Origin of the sequence: Nocardioides mangrovicus, from assembly GCF_003674065.1 — a bacterium.
GTDB lineage: Bacteria > Actinomycetota > Actinomycetes > Propionibacteriales > Nocardioidaceae > Marmoricola > Marmoricola mangrovicus.
Genome location: NZ_RDBE01000006.1, coordinates 394,410 through 410,908, shown reverse-complemented (window position 1 = coordinate 410,908; position 16,499 = coordinate 394,410). Strand labels below are relative to the sequence as shown.

Below are 16,499 nucleotides of genomic sequence, written 5' to 3'. Positions count from 1 at the left end.
GAGGTGGCCGACTGCTTGTTCTGCGCGATCGCCGACGAACGGGCCGAGGCGTCGGTGGTGTACGCCGACGAGGACGTGGTGGCTTTCCTCGACGTCCGGCCGCTGTTCAAGGGACACACGCTGCTCGTGCCGCGAGAGCACGTCGTGACACTGCCCGAGCTGCCCGCTCGGTTGCGCGACCCGTTCCTGGCCGTGGCGCAGCGGCTGACCACGGCGATGACGCAGGCCCTGGACGCCCAGGGCTCGTTCGTGGCGATGAACAACGTGGTCTCGCAGTCGGTGGCGCACCTGCACTGCCACGTGGTGCCGCGCACCAAGGGCGACGGGCTGCGCGGCTTCTTCTGGCCGCGCACCACGTACGCCGACGTCGCCGAGCGCGACGACTACGCGCGCCGGCTCGCCTCGGTCCTGTGACCCAGGGTGGTCTGCGCGGCCGGTTCGGGGTCGGGCACCAGCTTGGGTCGCCAGCCGTCGTGGTTGCCGGTGCCGAGCGCGGAGACCCACACCGCCGCGGCGCCCACGACGATGCCGCCCAGCGTGTCGACGAAGAAGTGCCAGCCCAGGTAGATCGTGGCCAGTGAGGTCGCGACCAGGAACACCCAGGCCAGGATTCGCGTCCAGCGCCTGACCGCCCACAGCTCCAGCAGCAGGCACATCGTCACCATCAGGCCGACGTGCAGCGAGGCGAAGGCCGCGATCGACTGCAGCGTGTGGTGCCCGGTGGGGTTGTTGAGCACGACGGTGCGCTGCTCGTACATCGACTTCTGCAGGCCGCTGACCATCGTGTGCTCGAGGCCGGCGAAGGACCTCGGGTCGGAGTAGATCGGACCCAGCGTCGGGAACAGGAAGTAGGTGGAGGCGCCTATGGCCCAGTCGACCGCGATGGCGGTGACGAACCAGGAGGCGATGGCCCGGTTGCGGGTCCACACCAGCGCCCAGGTCAGCCCGAGCGGGATGAGCACGATCCAGGTGACGTAGATGAGGGAGAACACCTGCGCGGCGAAGCCCTGCCCGAACAGCGAGTGCAGCGCCTGCGCCGGGTCGTGGCCGAACCACAGCAGGTGGTCGAGGCGCTCGAACGGCTTGTCCCACAGGTTGCTGTTGACGAACGGGACGGCGTTCTTGAGGTTGCGGAACGTGGCGTAGCAGACGTACCAGCCGACCAGCCCGACCAGGGTGAACCGCACCTGCTCGCGCGTCCAGCGCCGGCGCAGCACCTCGCGGAAGGCCACCGCGAACCGCTCCTGTTCACGACGGGCACGCCACAGGGCGCGCGGCACGACGTCGACGGCGAAGGCGGCGAGGAGGAACAGCGGGAAGCGGATGTAGGCGGCACCGGCGACGTCGTCGTCGGGGTCGGTGATGGGCAGGTCCTGCAGGCTGCAGACCAGCACCGTCGCGACGGTCATCACGGCGGCCAACGCCACCATGAATCGGAATCTCGGCGCACCCACGCCGGAGACGCTACCGCGAGGGTGGGGCGTTCACAGAAAACGCATGACCCTACAGTGACCTCGACCGCAGTCGAGGAGAAAGGTCGGACGTGGGACGCTACGACGGACGTGTGGCCATCGTCACAGGAGGCGCGCGCGGCATCGGTGCCGGCATCGCCCAGCGCTTCGCCGAGGAGGGTGCGGCGGTGGCTGTGCTCGACCTGGACGAGACGCAGGCCGCGCAGACCGCAGAGGGGCTCGGCGCCGCTCAGGCGATCGGCGTCGGCTGCGACGTCGCCGACGCCGCGAGCGTCGAGGCGGCCGTGGGTCGCGTCGTCGCCGAGCTCGGCGGCGTGCACGTGCTGGTCAACAACGCCGGCATCACTCGCGACAACCTGCTGTTCAAGATGAGCGAGGCCGACTGGGACTCGGTGCTCGGCGTGCACCTGCGTGGTGCCTTCTTGATGAGCAAGGCGGCCCAGCAGAGCTTCGTGGAGCAGAAGTACGGCAAGATCCTCAACCTCTCCAGCAGCTCGGCCCGCGGCAACCGCGGCCAGGCCAACTACTCCGCGGCCAAGGCCGGCGTGCAGGGCTTCACCCGCACCCTGGCCATCGAGCTGGGTCGCTACAACGTCAACGTCAACGCCATCGCCCCCGGCTTCATCGCCACCGACATGACCGACGACACCGCACGCCGGGTCGGCATGGACGTCGAGGAGTTCCGCCAGGCCGCCGCCCAGCGCAACCCGATCGGCCGCGTCGGCGAGCCCGGCGACATCGCCGCCACCGCAGCGTTCCTGTGCAGCGACGAGGCCTCCTACATCACCGGTCAGATCCTCTACGTCGACGGCGGCGCCACGCTCGCGGGCGGCTGATCGATATCACATCGGGCGCGGCGACTCGCCGCGCCCGGTCGGACGATGCCCACGGCCGGCCCTCCATGATGATCACCATGCTTCGCCGCTCCTCTCGTCCTGCCCGCACCGCCTCGCTCGCCGCGATCGCCGCGCTGTCGCTGACCCTGGCCGGCTGCGGTCACGGCGCGGACTCCCAGAGCTCCTCGACGAAGGACGGCGGCTCCAGCAGCAGCCCGAGCGCGACGGCCGAGCCGGCCGTCTGGCCGCTGACGGGCCTGCCGCTCAAGGGCAGCGCGCCGACGCACCCGCCGGTGGTGGTCAAGATCGACAACACGGTGGCCTCCGAGCCGCAGGAGGGGCTGGGCAAGGCCGACCTCATCACCGAGGAGCTGGTCGAGGGCGGGCTGACCCGGCTGGCCGTCTTCTTCGACACCCGCATCCCCGAGCTGGTCGGGCCGGTGCGCTCGATGCGCGCCTCCGACATCGGCATCGTCAAGCCGGTGCACGGCGTCGTGGTCACCAGCGGGGCCGCTGCCGTGACGATCGGGCGCCTCAAGGCCGCCGGCGTCAACTTCAAGTCCAACGACGGCGGCGCCTCGGGCTTCTACCGCGACTCCTCGCGCCACGCCCCGTACAACCTGATGATGCACCTGCGCGACCTGGTCAAGACCCTCAAGCCGGCCTCCTCCACCAAGCCCTACCTGCAGTGGAGCACCGACGGCGCCTTCGCCGGCACCGAGCCCGCCACCTCGATCAGCGCGCGGTTCGGCGGCGGGCACACCACCCAGTGGTCCTTCCAGGGCGGGAAGTACGTCAACACCAACTCCAACGCCGACCCCAAGGGCCGGTTCCGCCCGAACACCGTCATCGCGGTGCGCGTGGGCATCAAGAGCGCCGGCTACCTCGACCCGGCCGGCAACTTCGTGCCGGAGTCGATCACCACGGGCAGCGGCAACGCCTGGATCTTCCACGACGGGAAGGCACTCAAGGGCACCTGGTCCAAGGTGGGCCCGAGCGCCATCTGGCGCTTCAAGGACGCCTCGGGCAAGGCCGTGCGCATCCCGGCCGGGCACACCTGGATCGAGGTCATGCCCACCGACGACAAGGGCGGCAACCTCAGCTACCAGTGAGCCGGCCGCTGGGGCCCTCTTCTCAGGTGGAGGGCACCCGCGGCGTGACGCCTTGGTCGGAGAGCACGCGCAGTCCGTCGAGGATCAGCCCCACCGCCACCTCGATGCGGGCCACGGCCAGCACCGGGTCGTCGGCGCTGGTGACGCTCTCGCCGGCGGCCGAGAGCGCGCCGTAGAAGATCCGGCTGAAGGTCTCGACCATGGCCCCGTCGAGGTCGTAGGTCGAGGAGTCCAAGGTGGCCCGGACGATGTCCTGCATGAGCGCGAACGTGGAGCGCCGCTCCTGCTCGCGGAACCGCTCGTAGCCCAGTACGGCGGGACCGTCCTGGATCACCACGCGCTGGTAGGTCGGGTCCTGGACGACGGTGAGGAACGCGCGCAGCCCGTCCATCGCGGCGTCCCAGGGGTCCTCGCGAGTGCGTAGCGCCTCGGTGATGCGGCCGCAGGCCTCCTGCTCGACCCGCTCGAAGACGGCCTCGAAGAGCGCCTGCTTGCCGTGGAAGTGGTGGTAGAGCGCGCCCTTGGTCACCTGCGCGCCGGCCACGATCGAGTCCAGGCTGGTGGCGGCGTACCCCTGGCCGGCGAAGTGCTCCTCGGCGACGTCGACCAACGCCCGCTTGGTGGCGGTGGAGAACTGCTGGCGCCGGCCCATCTTCGAGCCCGAGCGCGCCACCTCCAGCAGCTTCTCGGTGGGTCGGGGCGCGCGGGGCATCGGACCAGCATATGACCGGCGTCACCCGGGTGGGCGAGGTCACCCGTGTCGGGGTTGGAGGCGGCGCCGCGAGCCCGACATACTGTGAGTACGTACCAACGGTATGTACTCCCACCACCCCAAGGAGCACACCATGAGTTGGACCGCACAGCACCGCCGCGGGGACGTCCTGCGCGAGCTCGCCGAGCGGCTCGAGCAGCGCGAGGACCACACCCTGGCTCCCGTTCTGCCCACCACCGTGCCTGCCCCGTTCCACGACCACCGCGACCTCGTCGGCGCCCTGCAGTTCCGCTGGCACCACCGCCTCGTCGGCCTGCTCGAGCAGCGCCTCGACGCCGACCCCGAGTCCTCGGCCGACCGCGCGGGCGCCGTCAGCGAGGCCTGGGCCGAGGCGGCCCGCTCGCTGCCCGGGCTGCGCGCGCTGCTCGACGCCCAGCTCGTTGACCCGGTGGACCCCGAGGTCGGCGAGGCCATGCGCCGGGCCACCGCCAAGGAGCGCCAGCTGCTCGCGGCCATGGCCGGGATCGGCGGCCGCGTGGACGTGCGCCCCGACTCCCGCGCCGTCTCCGCCGGGCGCGAGCTGGAACAAGCGGCGCGGGCGAGGCTTGCCGAGCGCCCGGAGCCCTCCGTGGCGCCGAGCCGGGTCGAGCGCGTGCCGCGCGGCTCGGCCCGCTTCGTGCGCCGGCTGCGCGAGGTCCTCGCCGCCTGACCCGTGCCACGATGGGCGGGTGGAGCCGGCGGACCTGCGCGCAGCCAACATCGTGCCCGCCGCCGGGTGCCTGCTCGTCGCGGCGCCGATGCTGCGCGACCCGCACTTCGTGCGCACCATCGTGCTGCTGCTCGAGGTCGAGACCGGCGACCGTGATGGTGACGGTGACAGTGGCGGTGAGGACGCCGTCGATCGCGAGGGGAGCGTGCTCGGGGTCGTCCTGAACCGGCCCGGCACCGTCGCCGTCGGCGACGTGCTCGCCGCCTGGGGTCCGGCCGTCTCGGCCCCGGCGGTGCTCTTCGAGGGCGGCCCGGTCAGCCCGGAGTCCGCGGTCGCCGTCGGCCGGCTCAGCGATCCGCGGGCCGGGGACCCGGTCGGTTGGCGCGCGCTGGACGAGGCCACCGGGCTGGTCGACCTCGACACCCCGACCGAGCTGGTCGGCCCGGCGCTGGCGGGCCTGCGCATCTACGCCGGCTACGCGGGCTGGTCCTGGTCGCAGCTGCTCGGCGAGATCGCCGAGGGCGCCTGGTACGTCGTGCCCAGCGTCCCCGAGGACCTGCTGGTCGAGGACCCCGCGGCGCTGTGGCGCCAGGTGCTGGGCCGCCAGCCGGGCGACCTGGCCTGGCTGGCCACCTGGCCGGCGGACCCCACCCAGAACTGATCGAGCCCGAACATCGGCGCCCGTCGCGCTCGTCGGCGCGGCGTCCTAAACTGCGCCGGTGAGCGAACAGGGGACCGGGGTCCTGACCGACGTCGAGCAGGACCGACGCACCGTCCCCACCGACGAGGGCGACCACGAGCGGTTCTCGCACTTCGTGCCCAAGGACCGGCTGATGGACGCCATGGTCAACGGCACCCCGGTCGTCGCCCTGTGCGGCAAGGTGTGGGTGCCCAGTCGCGACCCGCAGCGCTTCCCGGTCTGCCCCGAGTGCCAGGAGATCTGGGAGAGCCTCAAGCACGGTGACGAGGAGTGAAGCGCGCCCTCCTCCTGGCTGCTGCGCTCCTCTTCTCGCTGGCCCCGGCGCTGGCCGCGGCGCCCGCGCACGGTGCGTCGACCGGGGTCTCGGCCGGCACGGCCTGCGTGAGCGGCACGGCTCGGTCGACGTCGGTGCCCACCTATCGCCGCGACGTCGGCTCGAGCCTGTCGCGAGCGGCCGCCGAGCAGGTCAACCGACGCCTCGCGGCCTCGGGCGAGCGCTCGGTGCCCTCGACGATCGTGGTGCCGATCCGCGCCCACGTCATCAAGGGCACCCACCGTCACGACCGCCACACCACGCGCGCGCAGGTGATCGCGCAGGTCAAGCAGCTCAACAAGGCCTACTCCGGGCAGGAGGCGCCGGGCGTCGCCGCCGACACCCACGTCCGCTTCCGGCTGCGCTCGATCACCGCCACCGTCAACGACCGCTGGTTCCACATCAGCGGGCCCGGCCGGGTCGCGAACCAGATGAAGCGCAGCCTGCACCAGGGCAAGAGCTTCACCCTCAACCTCTACTTCGTCGACCTCGCCCACGACGGGCTGCTCGGCTACACCACGTTCCCGTGGCGCTACCACGTGCACCCGCGGCTCGACGGCGTCGTCGTCGCCTACAACACGGTGCCCGGCGGCCGGCTCAAGCCCTACGACGAGGGCGACACCGCGGTCCACGAGGTCGGTCACTGGCTGGGGCTGCTGCACACCTTCCAGGGCGGCTGCGAGGGCAGCGGCGACGGAGTCGCCGACACCCCGGCGGAGGCCGCGCCGCAGTATCGCTGCGACACTACGGCCGACACCTGCCCGAGCCCGGGGCTCGACCCGGTGCACAACTTCATGGACTACAGCCTCGACTCGTGCATGGACCAGTTCACCGCGGGGCAGGCTGCCCGTATGTTCTCCGCCTGGGCGACGTTCCGCCAGCGGCGCTGACCCCTTCAACCACGCCACATCTTGGGAGCTCCCACCATGACCACCACTCGCACCCGCGCCGTCGCGCTCGCCTCCCTGCTCCTCGGGGCCGGCGGGCTCGCCGGCCTGTCCGTGCCGTCGGCCCAGGCCGCCCAGCCCGCCTCGGCGCGCGCCCACCAGCAGGCCACGGCCAAGGCCACCAAGCCCGGTGACCGGCTGCTGACGCCGGCCGACGAGGGCCGGATCTCGGCCGCGACCGCCCGGCAGGTGCAGGGCGTGCTGACGTCGAAGGCGACCCAGCGCGCGGTGGCCGCCCACCGTGGCGGCGGGGTCATCAAGGTGCGGGCGCACATCATCGTGGGCACCAAGAAGCGCGACCGTCACCGTCACGCGACCAAGCGGCAGGTGCGCCAGCAGGTCAAGTGGCTCAACCTGGCCTACGCCGGCGGCGAGGGCCCCGGCGTCGACACCGGCGTCCGGTTCCGGCTGCGCTCGATCAGCACCACGAAGTCCAAGCGCTGGGCCCACCTGCGCACCGTCGGCCAGCTGAACTCGATGAAGAAGAAGCTGCACCGCGGCGGCCGCAACACGCTCAACCTGTACTTCACCGGCCTGCCCGGCGGTCTGCTCGGCATCTCGACCTTCCCGTGGCAGAACCGCGGCAAGCGGGGCAAGCTGCTCGACGGGTCGGTCATCCAGTACAGCAGCATTCGCGGCGGCAAGCTGGCGCCGTACAACGAGGGCGACACCGTGGTGCACGAGGTGGGTCACTGGCTGGGTCTGCTCCACACCTTCCAGGGCTACGACGGCAACGCCGGATCCGGCTGCGCCGAGCCCAACGACTACGTCGGCGACACCCCGGCCGAGGGCGAGCCGCAGTACCAGCCCGCCGAGCGCGACACCTGCCCGGCGGCCGGTACCGACCCGGTGCACAACTTCATGGACTACGCGCCGGACTACTTCATGTACCAGTTCACCGCGGGTCAGGCCGCACGCATCTCGGCGGCCCGGGCGGCCTACCGCGCCTCCTGACCTGCACGCTTGCTTCGTCCCCCTCCTGAGAGGAACCCACCACCGGTGAAGTCACCTCGTGTGCCGGTCCGCGTCTTCGCGGCCGGCGCGCTGGTCGGCGTCGTATGCGGTGGGGCGGGCCTGTCCTCCTCGGCCTCGGCCGAGGAGGAGCCGGTCTCGTCCCACCGCTCGACGCAGGTTGTCGAGCGATCCGAGGCGGGCGGCACGATGTCGGCCGCCACTGCGCGGGCCGTCGACCGCGCGGTGCGCTCGCAGGCCACCCGGCGGCAGGCGCAGTACGCGCCGGGGTCGATCGTCATCGGGGTGCGGGCCCACATCATCGAGGGCACCCACCGCGGCGAGCGCCACGCGACCCTGGCGGGCGTCCGCCGCCAGATCGCCGTGCTTAACCAGGCCTACGCGGGCCAGGAGGCCCTCGGGCGGACGCCGGACGTCAACAGCACCACGACGGCCGACACCAGCTTCCGGTTCGCGCTGCGCGGGGTGACCAAGACCCGCAACGAGGCCTGGTACCACGTCAGCGCCCCCGGGGCGACGGCGAACCGCATGAAGCGGACGCTGCACCAGGGACACGCGTACACGCTCAACATCTACTTCGTGCAGCCCAGCCGCAGCAGCGGGCTGCTCGGGTACGCGACCTTCCCCTACCAGTACGCCGCGCACCCGCGTCTGGACGGGCTGATCGTCAACGACCAGTCGCTGCCCGGTGGGAACCTGACCCACTTCAACCTGGGCAACACCGCGGTGCACGAGATCGGCCACTGGCTCGGGCTGCGCCACGTCTTCAACGACCAGGCCGTCGGCAGCACCGAGGCACCCGACCCGGTGGACGACTGCGTCGACAACGACGGACTGGCCGACACCCCGGTGCAGGCCTACCCGACCTCGGGCGACCCGGTCGGCAAGGACACCTGCGTCCAGGACGCGGACCACCCGCAGTGGGTCGGCGACGACGCGATCCACAACTTCATGGACTACAGCTGGGACGAGGCGATGTACCAGTTCACGCCGGACCAGTCCTCGTACATGGACCTCAGCTGGGCGCACTACCGCGCCCCGCACCGGGCGTCGTGACGGGGGAGGACCAGCCGCTCGACGCCTCATCAGGTGGACCCGCTCCCGTCGACCTCTCCCCGGCGTGGCCCGAGCGTGCCGCCTGGGGGACGGCCGGCAGCCTGCGGGCCTGGCAGTCGGCGGCGCTCACGCGGTACTTCGACGGCGAGAACCGCGACTTCCTCGCCGTGGCGACGCCGGGGGCCGGGAAGACCACGTTCGCGCTGACCGTGGCCAACGAGCTGCTCGCCCGCCGGGTGATCGACAAGGTCACCGTCGTCGCCCCGACCGAGCACCTGAAGACCCAGTGGGCGCAGGCCGCCGAGCGCGTCGGCATCCCGCTGGACCCGGCGTACGCCGGCCGGGCCGGTCGCACCAGCAAGGACTTCGTCGGCATCGCCGTCACCTACGCCGGCGTGGCGGCCAACCCGCTGGCGCTGCGGATCCGCACCGAGCGCTCCAAGACGCTGGTCATCCTCGACGAGGTGCACCACGCCGGCGACGCGCTGAGCTGGGGCGAGGCCGTACGCGAGGCGTTCGAGCCGGCGCGGCGCCGGCTGTGCCTGACCGGCACGCCGTTTCGCTCCGACGTCAACCCGATCCCGTTCGTGCGCTACGAACCGGGCGCCGACGGCGTCCCGCGCAGTGCGGCGGACTACACCTACGGCTACGGCCACGCGCTGGCCGACCACGTCGTGCGGCCGGTGCTGTTCCTGGCCTACAGCGGCACCATGAGCTGGCGCACGCGGGCCGGCGACGAGGTGGCCGCCCGGCTGGGGGAGCCGCTGACCAAGGACATGACCGCCCAGGCGCTGCGCACCGCGCTCGACCCGCACGGCTCGTGGGTGCCGTCGGTGCTGGCCGCCGCCGACCGGCGGCTCTCGGAGGTGCGGCGGCACGTGCCCGACGCCGGTGGTCTGGTGATCGCCGGCGACCAGGACTCCGCGCGGGCGTACGCCAAGCTGCTCGCGGAGGTGGCCGGCGAGAAGCCGGTGGTGGTGCTCTCGGACGAGAAGACCGCCTCCAAGCGGATCGCGGAGTTCACCGACGGCGACCAGCGCTGGATGGTCGCGGTGCGCATGGTCTCCGAGGGCGTCGACGTGCCGCGGCTGGCGGTCGGCGTCTACGCCACCACCATCTCCACGCCGCTGTTCTTCGCCCAGGCCGTGGGCCGGTTCGTGCGGGCCCGCGCGCGCGGCGAGACGGCGTCGGTGTTCGTCCCCTCGGTGCCCGGCCTGCTCGGGTTCGCCTCGGAGATGGAGCTCGAGCGCGACCACGTCCTGGGCCGCACCGTGCGCGACGAGGACGACATCTTCGCCGCCGAGAAGGACCTGCTGGCCGCGGCGGAGCAGACGCAGACCGAGCCTGAGGAGTCGCTGCCCTTCGAGGCCCTCGGCTCCGACGCCACCTTCGACCACGTGCTCTACGAGGGCGCCCAGTTCGGCCACGAGGGCGAGGTGCACGTCGGCTCGGAGGAGGAGATGGACTTCCTCGGCATCCCCGGCCTCCTCGAGGCCGACCAGGTGCGCGACCTGCTGCGGCAGCGCCAGAGCGACCGGGCCCGCAAGCGTCGCGACGAGCAGACCGGCGCCCCCGAGCCGTCGGTGCGCGAGCCGGCCACCCACGAGCGGCTCTCGGTGCTGCGTCGGGAGCTGAACTCGCTGGTCGCCGCCTGGCACCACCGCACCGGCCAGCCCCACGGCGTCACGCACAACACGCTGCGCAAGGAGCTGGGCGGGCCGCCGTCGGCCGTCGCCAGCGAGGTGCAGCTCGAGCAGCGGATCGAGCGGATCCGGGACTGGGCGAGGGGGGCTTAGCTGCCGGTCTTGAATGGTGAGGCGTCGCATTGCCGCCGGTCTGGGACGGTGAGGCGTCGCATCCTGGCGAGCGCACTCCCCGGCTTCAGACCAACCCGCTCCTGCCGCTAGCTGCGCAGACGTCTCGGCTCCTGCGTAGCCCTCGCTGGGGCTCGGGCTACGCGACGCCTCGCGTGGGTGTTCAGCCCTCGGCGCCCAGGTTGCGCCAGTAGGCGTTGACCGCGTTGTTGGTCTGCACGAACCACACGATCAGGCCGGCGAAGCAGGCCCAGCCCAGCAGGAGCGCCCAAAGACCGGTCAGGGCGCTGACCGGGCTCTGCCAGCCCTTGCGCTGGTACATCGCCTCGACCTCGTAGGGGGTGAGGAAGTACAGCACCGGCGCCAGCAGGATCCCCAGCACCAGGCCGAGGCCGCCGCCGATGCCGTTGCCGGTGTGGCGCTTCATCTCGTCGTGGACGACGTAGAACCAGTACCAGGTGTAGAAGCCGAGCGTGACGACCGTCAGCAGGATGCAGGTCCCGGTGCTGCGCGGGCGGCCGATGGGGCCGTCGTAGGTGTACTGCGGCTGCGGCAGCGGATCGGGCACCGGTTGGGGCTGGGTCACGAGCCGACAGGCTAGCCGTCCTCGGCGCCGAGGACGGGGCTGACCCGGTAGGCCACCTGGCTGGCCAGCGCGATGACGGTGCTGGAGCGCAGCACGCCGGGGATCGACAGCACGGCGTCGATGACGCGCTGCAGGTCGGTGTTGGAGCGGGCGACCACGCGGCACCACAGGTCGCCCGGGCCGGTGATGGTGCAGGCCTCGAGCACCTCGGGGATCGTGGCCAGGGCGCGGCCGACGGTGTCGTGGTCCTGGCTCTGCTGGTGGATCTCGAGGGTGAGGAACGCCGTAACGGGATGGCCCATCGCGGCCGGGTCGAGGGCGGGCGCCCAGCCGGTGACGACTCCGGTGGCGGACAGCTTGTCCAGGCGGGCCTGCACCGTGCCACGGGCGACGCCGAGGCGACGCGAGGCCTCCAGGACGCCGATGCGCGGCTCGTCGGTGAACAGGCTGAGCAAGGTGCGATCCAGATCGTCCACTCTCGGCTCCCAGGGTGGGCAACATGTCCAGCAAACCGAGTAAGTGTTGCACAGGTTGACCGGTTCCCCGCACAGTGCGCACATGACGCAGACCACCGTGACGGCGCTGACCGACGAGGAGATCCAGGCGGGGCTGAGCTTCGATCAGCTCAAGGAGCTGGTCGGGCTGGTCGAGTACGACGCCAGCAGCGACCCGTTCCCGGTCACCGGCATGGACGCGGTGTGCTTCGTGGTCGGCAACGCCACCCAGACCGCGACCTTCTACCAGCTCGCCCTCGGCATGGAGCTGGAGGCCTACCGCGGTCCCGAGAACGGCAGCCGCGAGGCCAAGAGCTACGTGCTGCGCTCGGGCTCGGCGCGGTTCGTCTTCTCCGGCGGCGTCAGCCCCGACAGCCCGCTGCTGGACCACCACCGCCGCCACGGCGACGGCGTCGTCGACCTGGCGCTGGAGGTGCCCGACGTCGACCGGTGCATCGAGCACGCCCGCTCGGTGGGCGCCACGATCCTCGAGGAACCGCACGACGTCACCGACGAGCACGGCACGGTGCGCACCGCCGCGATCGCGACGTACGGCGAGACCCGGCACACCCTGGTCGACCGCTCGCACTATGACGGGCCCTACCTGCCCGGCTACGTCGCCGCCGTCGGCACCGTGGCCCGCGGCGAGGGCGACGCGGCCAACGCCCGCGGCCGGCGTACGTTCCAGGCCGTCGACCACTGCGTCGGCAACGTCGAGCTCGGCCGGATGGACGAGTGGGTCGAGTTCTACAACAAGGTCATGGGCTTCGTGAACATGGCCGAGTTCATCGGCGACGACATCGCCACCGACTACTCGGCGCTGATGAGCAAGGTGGTGGCCAGCGGCAACCACCGGGTGAAGTTCCCGCTCAACGAGCCGGCCGTGGCGGCGCGCAAGTCGCAGATCGACGAGTACCTGGAGTTCTACGCCGGCGCCGGCTGCCAGCACATCGCGCTGGCCACCAACGACATCCTGCGCACCGTCGACACGCTGAGCGCCAACGGCATCGAGTTCCTCGAGACCCCGGACTCCTACTACGACGACCCCGAGCTGCGCGCCCGAATCGGCGAGGTGCGTGTGCCGATCGAGGAGCTCAAGGCCCGCGGCATCCTGGTCGACCGCGACGAGGACGGCTACCTGCTGCAGATCTTCTGCAAGCCGCTGGGCGACCGGCCGACCGTGTTCTACGAGTTCATCGAGCGCCACGGCTCGCTCGGGTTCGGCAAGGGCAACTTCAAGGCGCTCTTCGAGGCCATCGAGCGCGAGCAGGAGCTGCGCGGCAACCTGTGACCTTCCTGCGCCCGGCGACGCGGGCGGGCCGGGCTCAGGGCCAGGCGGTACCGTCTGCTGCCGTGTCTGCTGCTTCCGTCGGGCGTGTGTCGGGCCTGCTGTGCTGTGCCGCCGTGCTGGCCGTGGGCCTGGCCGGCTGCGGCGGCTCGGACTCACCCAAGAAGGCCTCTGCCTCCATGTCTGCGTCGGCCTCGGCGAGCGCCTCCGCCTCGTCGACTCCGTCCGGCTCGGCCTCGGCCGATCCGAAGCTCGCCAGCATCCGACAGAGCGTGCAGCAGCAGGGCACCGGCACCTTCACCCAGTCCGACGAGAAGGTCGACGGCACCCAGGTCTCCAGGGCGCAGGGCAGCTACTCGCTCAAGGACGAGACCGTGTCCGCCACCGTCACCATCCCGGACACGACCACGAAGAAGGTCGCCACCGCGCGGGTGCGGTTGGTCGACGGCAAGGCCTACCTGCAGGTCGACCAGTGGAAGCAGCCCTCGCGCTCGTGCTGGCTGGCCAGCACCGCCAGCGACCTGTCGTCGTCCTACGCCCTCGACGTGTCCTCCGGCGGCTCGACGCCGCTCGCCGTCGCCCTGCTCGACGAGTTCAAGGTCACCGGCAACAGCGGCCCGGGGACCTTCCAGGGCTCGATCCCGATCGCCTCGGTGCTGCCGCTGCTCAGCGGCTCGCTCAAGGAGCAGCTCGAGCAGGCGAACCCGAAGGGCACCGCGCCGGCCTTCCTGGTCGCCGACGGCAAGACGATCACCTTCACCGTCCCGGGCTACGGGTTGGTGCCGGAGCTCGCCGCCGCGCTGGGCGTCGACACCAGCCAGTTCAGCTCCATCCAGAACGACCGCTACTTCGCCACCGTCACGCCCGGGGCCTCGAGCGACACCGTCGTGGCGCCGGCGAAGAGCAAGCAGATGACCGACCAGCAGCTGGCCAAGAACAGCTGCGGCTGACGTCATACGCCGTGGTCGTGCGAGCGACCACAACGTATGACGTCTCCGGACTCAGGCGGCGTCGCCGGCCAGCACGGCCTCGGTCTCGGGCTCCGAGCCGGCCGGGTCGTGCGCCGTCCGGCCGGCGACGGTGCGCGCACCGGCGGCCAGCACGAGGATGCCCAGGCCCACGGCCGCCGCGCCGAACCAGAACGGCGCGTGCACGTGCACCTGGCCGCCGTGCTCGAAGAGCTTGAGCGCCACGTAGGGGCCGATCGCGCCGCCGCAGAACCGCACGAACGAGTACGCCGCGGAGGCCACCGGCCGCTCCACCGGGGCCGCGCCCATCACGGCCTCGGTGATGAGGGTGTTGTTGCTGCCGATGAACGCGCCGGAGACGACGATGCCGATCGTGACCACGGTCGGGTGGTCGGCGAAGACCGCCATCACGGCGAGGTCGGCGCAGAAGAGCACCAGCGTGCCCAGGATGGCCGGCACCGTGCCGACGAGACGCTGCACGATCGGCGCGACGACGACCGAGACGAACGCGACCAGCAGGCCCCAGCCGAAGTAGACCCAACCGATCTGGATGATGCCGGCGTCGGGGAGCGCGAACGGGCCCGCGGCGAGGATGGTGAAGAAGCCGATGTTGTAGAAGATCGCGGTCAGCGCGATGAGCAGCAGCGCCTTGTGCTTGAGCGCGCGGAACGGGTCGGCCAGCGACGTCTTGCGTCCGCTCGGGGGAGTGGTGGGCAAGAAGAAGGCGGTGGCGACCAGCGCGATGATCATCAGGCAGGACACGCCGAAGAACGGTGCGCGCCAGGAGTGCTCGCCTAGCACCCCGCCGACCAGCGGGCCAGAGGCGATGCCGATGCCGAGGGCCGCCTCGAAGAGGATGATGGCCTGCGCGGTGGAGCCGGAGGCCGACATCACGATCGTGGCCAGGGCCGTGGCCACGAACAGGGCGTTGCCCAGCCCCCAGCCGGCGCGGAAGCCGACGATGGCGCCGACGCTGTTCGACGAGCCCGCCAGTGCGGCGAAGACGATGATGAGGACCAGGCCGCCGATGAGGGTCCGCTTGGGCCCGATGCGGCTGGAGACGACGCCGGTGACCAGCATCGCGATCCCCATGATCGCCATGTAGCTGGTGAACATCAGCGACACGTCGCTCGGGGTCGCGTCGAGCTGGGCCGCGATCGACTTCAGGATCGGGTCCACCAGGCCGATGCCCATGAACGCGATGACGCAGGCGAAGGCGACCGCCCACACCGCGCGTGGCTGCCGCAGGATCGAGGCCTTGGCCTGCTGGTGAGAGGTGGGTGTGTGCTGGGTGGCGGTCACGCCGGTCCTTCCTGGGTGGTGTCGTCGGGGTGGGGTGGGAGCAGGTCGGCGAGCAGCCGGACGGCCGCCTCGAGCTCCTGCTCGGTGTGTCCGGTGGCCAGGACGCGCTCGGCGATGAGCGCCGAGTGGCGCCGGCGCAGGTCGGTCAGCACCGTGCGCCCGAGGTCGGTCAGGTCGACCAGCTGGGCGCGCGAGTCGTGTGGGTGCGGGGTCCGGTCGACCCAGCCGCGCTCGACCAGGCCCTTGACCATCCCGGTCATCGTCGGCTGGCTGCAGCGGTCGCGCTCGGCGAGCACGCCGACGGTGCTGGGGCCGAGCTCGTCGATCAGGCTCATCAGCCGCGTCGCGCTGGCCGGCAGGTCCGAGCTGTTGCGGCGTACGTCGCGCACCAGCCGCGCCACCTGGATCACCAGGTCGCTGCTGAGGTCTCGCAGCCGGTCCTGTCCCACAGCGCTCACTATACATAGGTTCCCTATATAAATCACCCCGGGCTACGGTGCTTCGATGGCGGTGCGACTCGAGGCGGCGACGTTCGAGGTGGCCGACGCCGAGGCGACGGCCCGGTTCTGGGCGGCGCTGCTCGACCGCTCGGTGGTCGCGGAGGCGGGCGGCGCCCTCCTGCCCGGCTCGGCCACCCAGGTCGGGCTGCGTTTCGTCGCCTCCGAGCGCGAGCAGGTCGGTCCGCGACGCCTGCACCTGCACCTGACCAGCACCAGCCTCGAGGACCAGCAGGGCACCGTGGACCGCGTGCTCGAGCTGGGCGGGCGTCACCTCGACGTGGGTCAGGCCCCGGCGGACGCCTTCGTCGTCCTGGCCGACCCCGGCGACAACGAGCTGTGCGTCATCGAGCCGGGCAACCGCTTCCTGGCCGGCACCGGGTTCCTGGGCGAGGTCACGTGCGAGGGCAGCCGTGACGTCGGGGTGTTCTGGCGCGACGCGCTGGGCTGGTCGCTGGTGTGGGACGACGGCGGCGAGACCGCGGTGCAGTCGCCGCTCGGTGGCACCAAGGTGTCCTGGGGAGGCCCGCCGGTGGCGCCGCAGGCCGGCCCCGCCCGGCAGCGGCTCGACGCGGTGGCCGACGACCTCGCCGCCGAGACCGCACGCCTGCTCGGCCTCGGCGCGACGCTGGTGCGCGAGCTCGACGACCGCGTCGACCTCGCCGACCCGGACGGTACGACCGTCGGGCTGCGGGCCGGGTCCTAGTGTCGCGAGTCAGAA

General features: G+C 71.7%; 19 protein-coding genes. 13 read left to right on the top strand and 6 right to left on the bottom strand.

Annotated features, from left to right (window positions below):
• Nucleotides 1–3: 3 nt before the first annotated feature.
• Nucleotides 4–414 (top strand): HIT family protein, encoded by a 411-nt coding sequence (locus D9V37_RS07940; protein WP_121805578.1) that lies wholly within the window; start codon nt 4–6, stop codon nt 412–414.
• On the opposite strand, the gene D9V37_RS07935 is transcribed toward D9V37_RS07940, so the two are convergent.
• Nucleotides 384–1,430: a phosphatase PAP2 family protein gene (locus D9V37_RS07935; protein WP_121805577.1), complete on the bottom strand. Its 1,047-nt coding sequence runs from the start codon at nt 1,428–1,430 to the stop codon at nt 384–386. The two genes, D9V37_RS07940 and D9V37_RS07935, sit on opposite strands and share 31 nt — an antisense overlap.
• 113 nt (nt 1,431–1,543) lie before the next feature.
• On the opposite strand from D9V37_RS07935, the gene fabG reads away from it, so the two are divergent.
• Together fabG and D9V37_RS07925 are read left to right on the top strand one after the other, a co-directional pair.
• Nucleotides 1,544–2,308 (top strand): 3-oxoacyl-ACP reductase FabG, encoded by a 765-nt coding sequence (gene fabG, locus D9V37_RS07930; RefSeq protein ID WP_121805576.1) that lies wholly within the window; start codon nt 1,544–1,546, stop codon nt 2,306–2,308.
• A gap of 77 nt (nt 2,309–2,385) precedes the next feature.
• Nucleotides 2,386–3,420 carry a DUF3048 domain-containing protein gene (locus D9V37_RS07925; RefSeq protein ID WP_158604412.1) on the top strand — a complete coding sequence of 345 codons (1,035 nt, stop codon included), beginning with the start codon at nt 2,386–2,388 and terminating at the stop codon, nt 3,418–3,420.
• A gap of 22 nt (nt 3,421–3,442) precedes the next feature.
• Here the strand turns inward: D9V37_RS07925 and D9V37_RS07920 are convergent, their stop codons facing one another.
• The gene (locus D9V37_RS07920) at nt 3,443–4,132 is read right to left on the bottom strand and encodes a TetR/AcrR family transcriptional regulator (RefSeq protein ID WP_121805574.1); all 690 of its coding nucleotides are present in this window, start codon (nt 4,130–4,132) and stop codon (nt 3,443–3,445) included.
• 133 nt (nt 4,133–4,265) lie between these two features.
• On the opposite strand from D9V37_RS07920, the gene D9V37_RS07915 reads away from it, so the two are divergent.
• The 7 genes from D9V37_RS07915 to D9V37_RS07885 are packed head-to-tail and all read left to right on the top strand — an operon-like array spanning nt 4,266 to nt 10,625.
• Entirely contained in the window at nt 4,266–4,841 is a 576-nt protein-coding gene (locus D9V37_RS07915) for a hypothetical protein (RefSeq protein WP_147455894.1), read from the top strand.
• A 19-nt stretch (nt 4,842–4,860) separates the two neighbouring features.
• Nucleotides 4,861–5,502 carry a YqgE/AlgH family protein gene (locus D9V37_RS07910; protein WP_232524808.1) on the top strand — a complete coding sequence of 214 codons (642 nt, stop codon included), beginning with the start codon at nt 4,861–4,863 and terminating at the stop codon, nt 5,500–5,502.
• A 58-nt stretch (nt 5,503–5,560) separates the two neighbouring features.
• A complete protein-coding gene (locus D9V37_RS07905) occupies nt 5,561–5,815 on the top strand; it encodes a DUF3039 domain-containing protein (protein WP_121805572.1) in 255 nt (84 codons plus the stop codon).
• Entirely contained in the window at nt 5,812–6,744 is a 933-nt protein-coding gene (locus tag D9V37_RS20415) for a zinc metalloprotease (RefSeq protein ID WP_198412434.1), read from the top strand. The genes D9V37_RS07905 and D9V37_RS20415 overlap by 4 nt, the downstream gene beginning before the upstream one ends.
• A gap of 36 nt (nt 6,745–6,780) precedes the next feature.
• Nucleotides 6,781–7,755 (top strand): zinc metalloprotease, encoded by a 975-nt coding sequence (locus tag D9V37_RS07895; RefSeq protein ID WP_121805571.1) that lies wholly within the window; start codon nt 6,781–6,783, stop codon nt 7,753–7,755.
• 45 nt (nt 7,756–7,800) lie between these two features.
• Nucleotides 7,801–8,829 (top strand): zinc metalloprotease, encoded by a 1,029-nt coding sequence (locus tag D9V37_RS07890; protein WP_147455893.1) that lies wholly within the window; start codon nt 7,801–7,803, stop codon nt 8,827–8,829.
• Nucleotides 8,826–10,625: a DEAD/DEAH box helicase gene (locus D9V37_RS07885; protein ID WP_121805569.1), complete on the top strand. Its 1,800-nt coding sequence runs from the start codon at nt 8,826–8,828 to the stop codon at nt 10,623–10,625. Before D9V37_RS07890 ends, D9V37_RS07885 begins: the two co-directional genes overlap by 4 nt.
• A 181-nt stretch (nt 10,626–10,806) precedes the next feature.
• Here the strand turns inward: D9V37_RS07885 and D9V37_RS07880 are convergent, their stop codons facing one another.
• Complete coding sequence (locus D9V37_RS07880; RefSeq protein ID WP_198412433.1) at nt 10,807–11,229, bottom strand: DUF4234 domain-containing protein; 423 nt, start codon at nt 11,227–11,229, stop codon at nt 10,807–10,809.
• A gap of 11 nt (nt 11,230–11,240) precedes the next feature.
• On the bottom strand, nt 11,241–11,705 hold the full coding sequence (locus D9V37_RS07875) for an Lrp/AsnC family transcriptional regulator (RefSeq protein WP_232524807.1): 465 nt from the start codon (nt 11,703–11,705) through the stop codon (nt 11,241–11,243).
• A gap of 82 nt (nt 11,706–11,787) precedes the next feature.
• Here D9V37_RS07875 and hppD point away from each other — a divergent pair, with 82 nt between their 5' ends.
• Together hppD and D9V37_RS20410 are read left to right on the top strand one after the other, a co-directional pair.
• On the top strand, nt 11,788–13,014 hold the full coding sequence (gene hppD / locus D9V37_RS07870) for a 4-hydroxyphenylpyruvate dioxygenase (protein ID WP_121805568.1): 1,227 nt from the start codon (nt 11,788–11,790) through the stop codon (nt 13,012–13,014).
• Between the two features lie 62 nt (nt 13,015–13,076).
• Complete coding sequence (locus tag D9V37_RS20410) at nt 13,077–13,961, top strand: hypothetical protein (RefSeq protein WP_198412432.1); 885 nt, start codon at nt 13,077–13,079, stop codon at nt 13,959–13,961.
• Nucleotides 13,962–14,012: 51 nt separating this feature from the next.
• Here D9V37_RS20410 and D9V37_RS07860 read toward each other — a convergent pair whose 3' ends face one another.
• Nucleotides 14,013–15,281 carry an MFS transporter gene (locus D9V37_RS07860; protein WP_232524806.1) on the bottom strand — a complete coding sequence of 423 codons (1,269 nt, stop codon included), beginning with the start codon at nt 15,279–15,281 and terminating at the stop codon, nt 14,013–14,015.
• Nucleotides 15,278–15,739, bottom strand: a complete 462-nt coding sequence (locus tag D9V37_RS07855) for a MarR family winged helix-turn-helix transcriptional regulator (protein ID WP_232524805.1) — start codon at nt 15,737–15,739, stop codon at nt 15,278–15,280. The genes D9V37_RS07860 and D9V37_RS07855 overlap by 4 nt, the downstream gene beginning before the upstream one ends.
• Nucleotides 15,740–15,785: 46 nt before the next feature.
• On the opposite strand from D9V37_RS07855, the gene D9V37_RS07850 reads away from it, so the two are divergent.
• The gene (locus D9V37_RS07850) at nt 15,786–16,484 is read left to right on the top strand and encodes a VOC family protein (protein ID WP_121805566.1); all 699 of its coding nucleotides are present in this window, start codon (nt 15,786–15,788) and stop codon (nt 16,482–16,484) included.
• Nucleotides 16,485–16,499 lie beyond the last annotated feature (15 nt).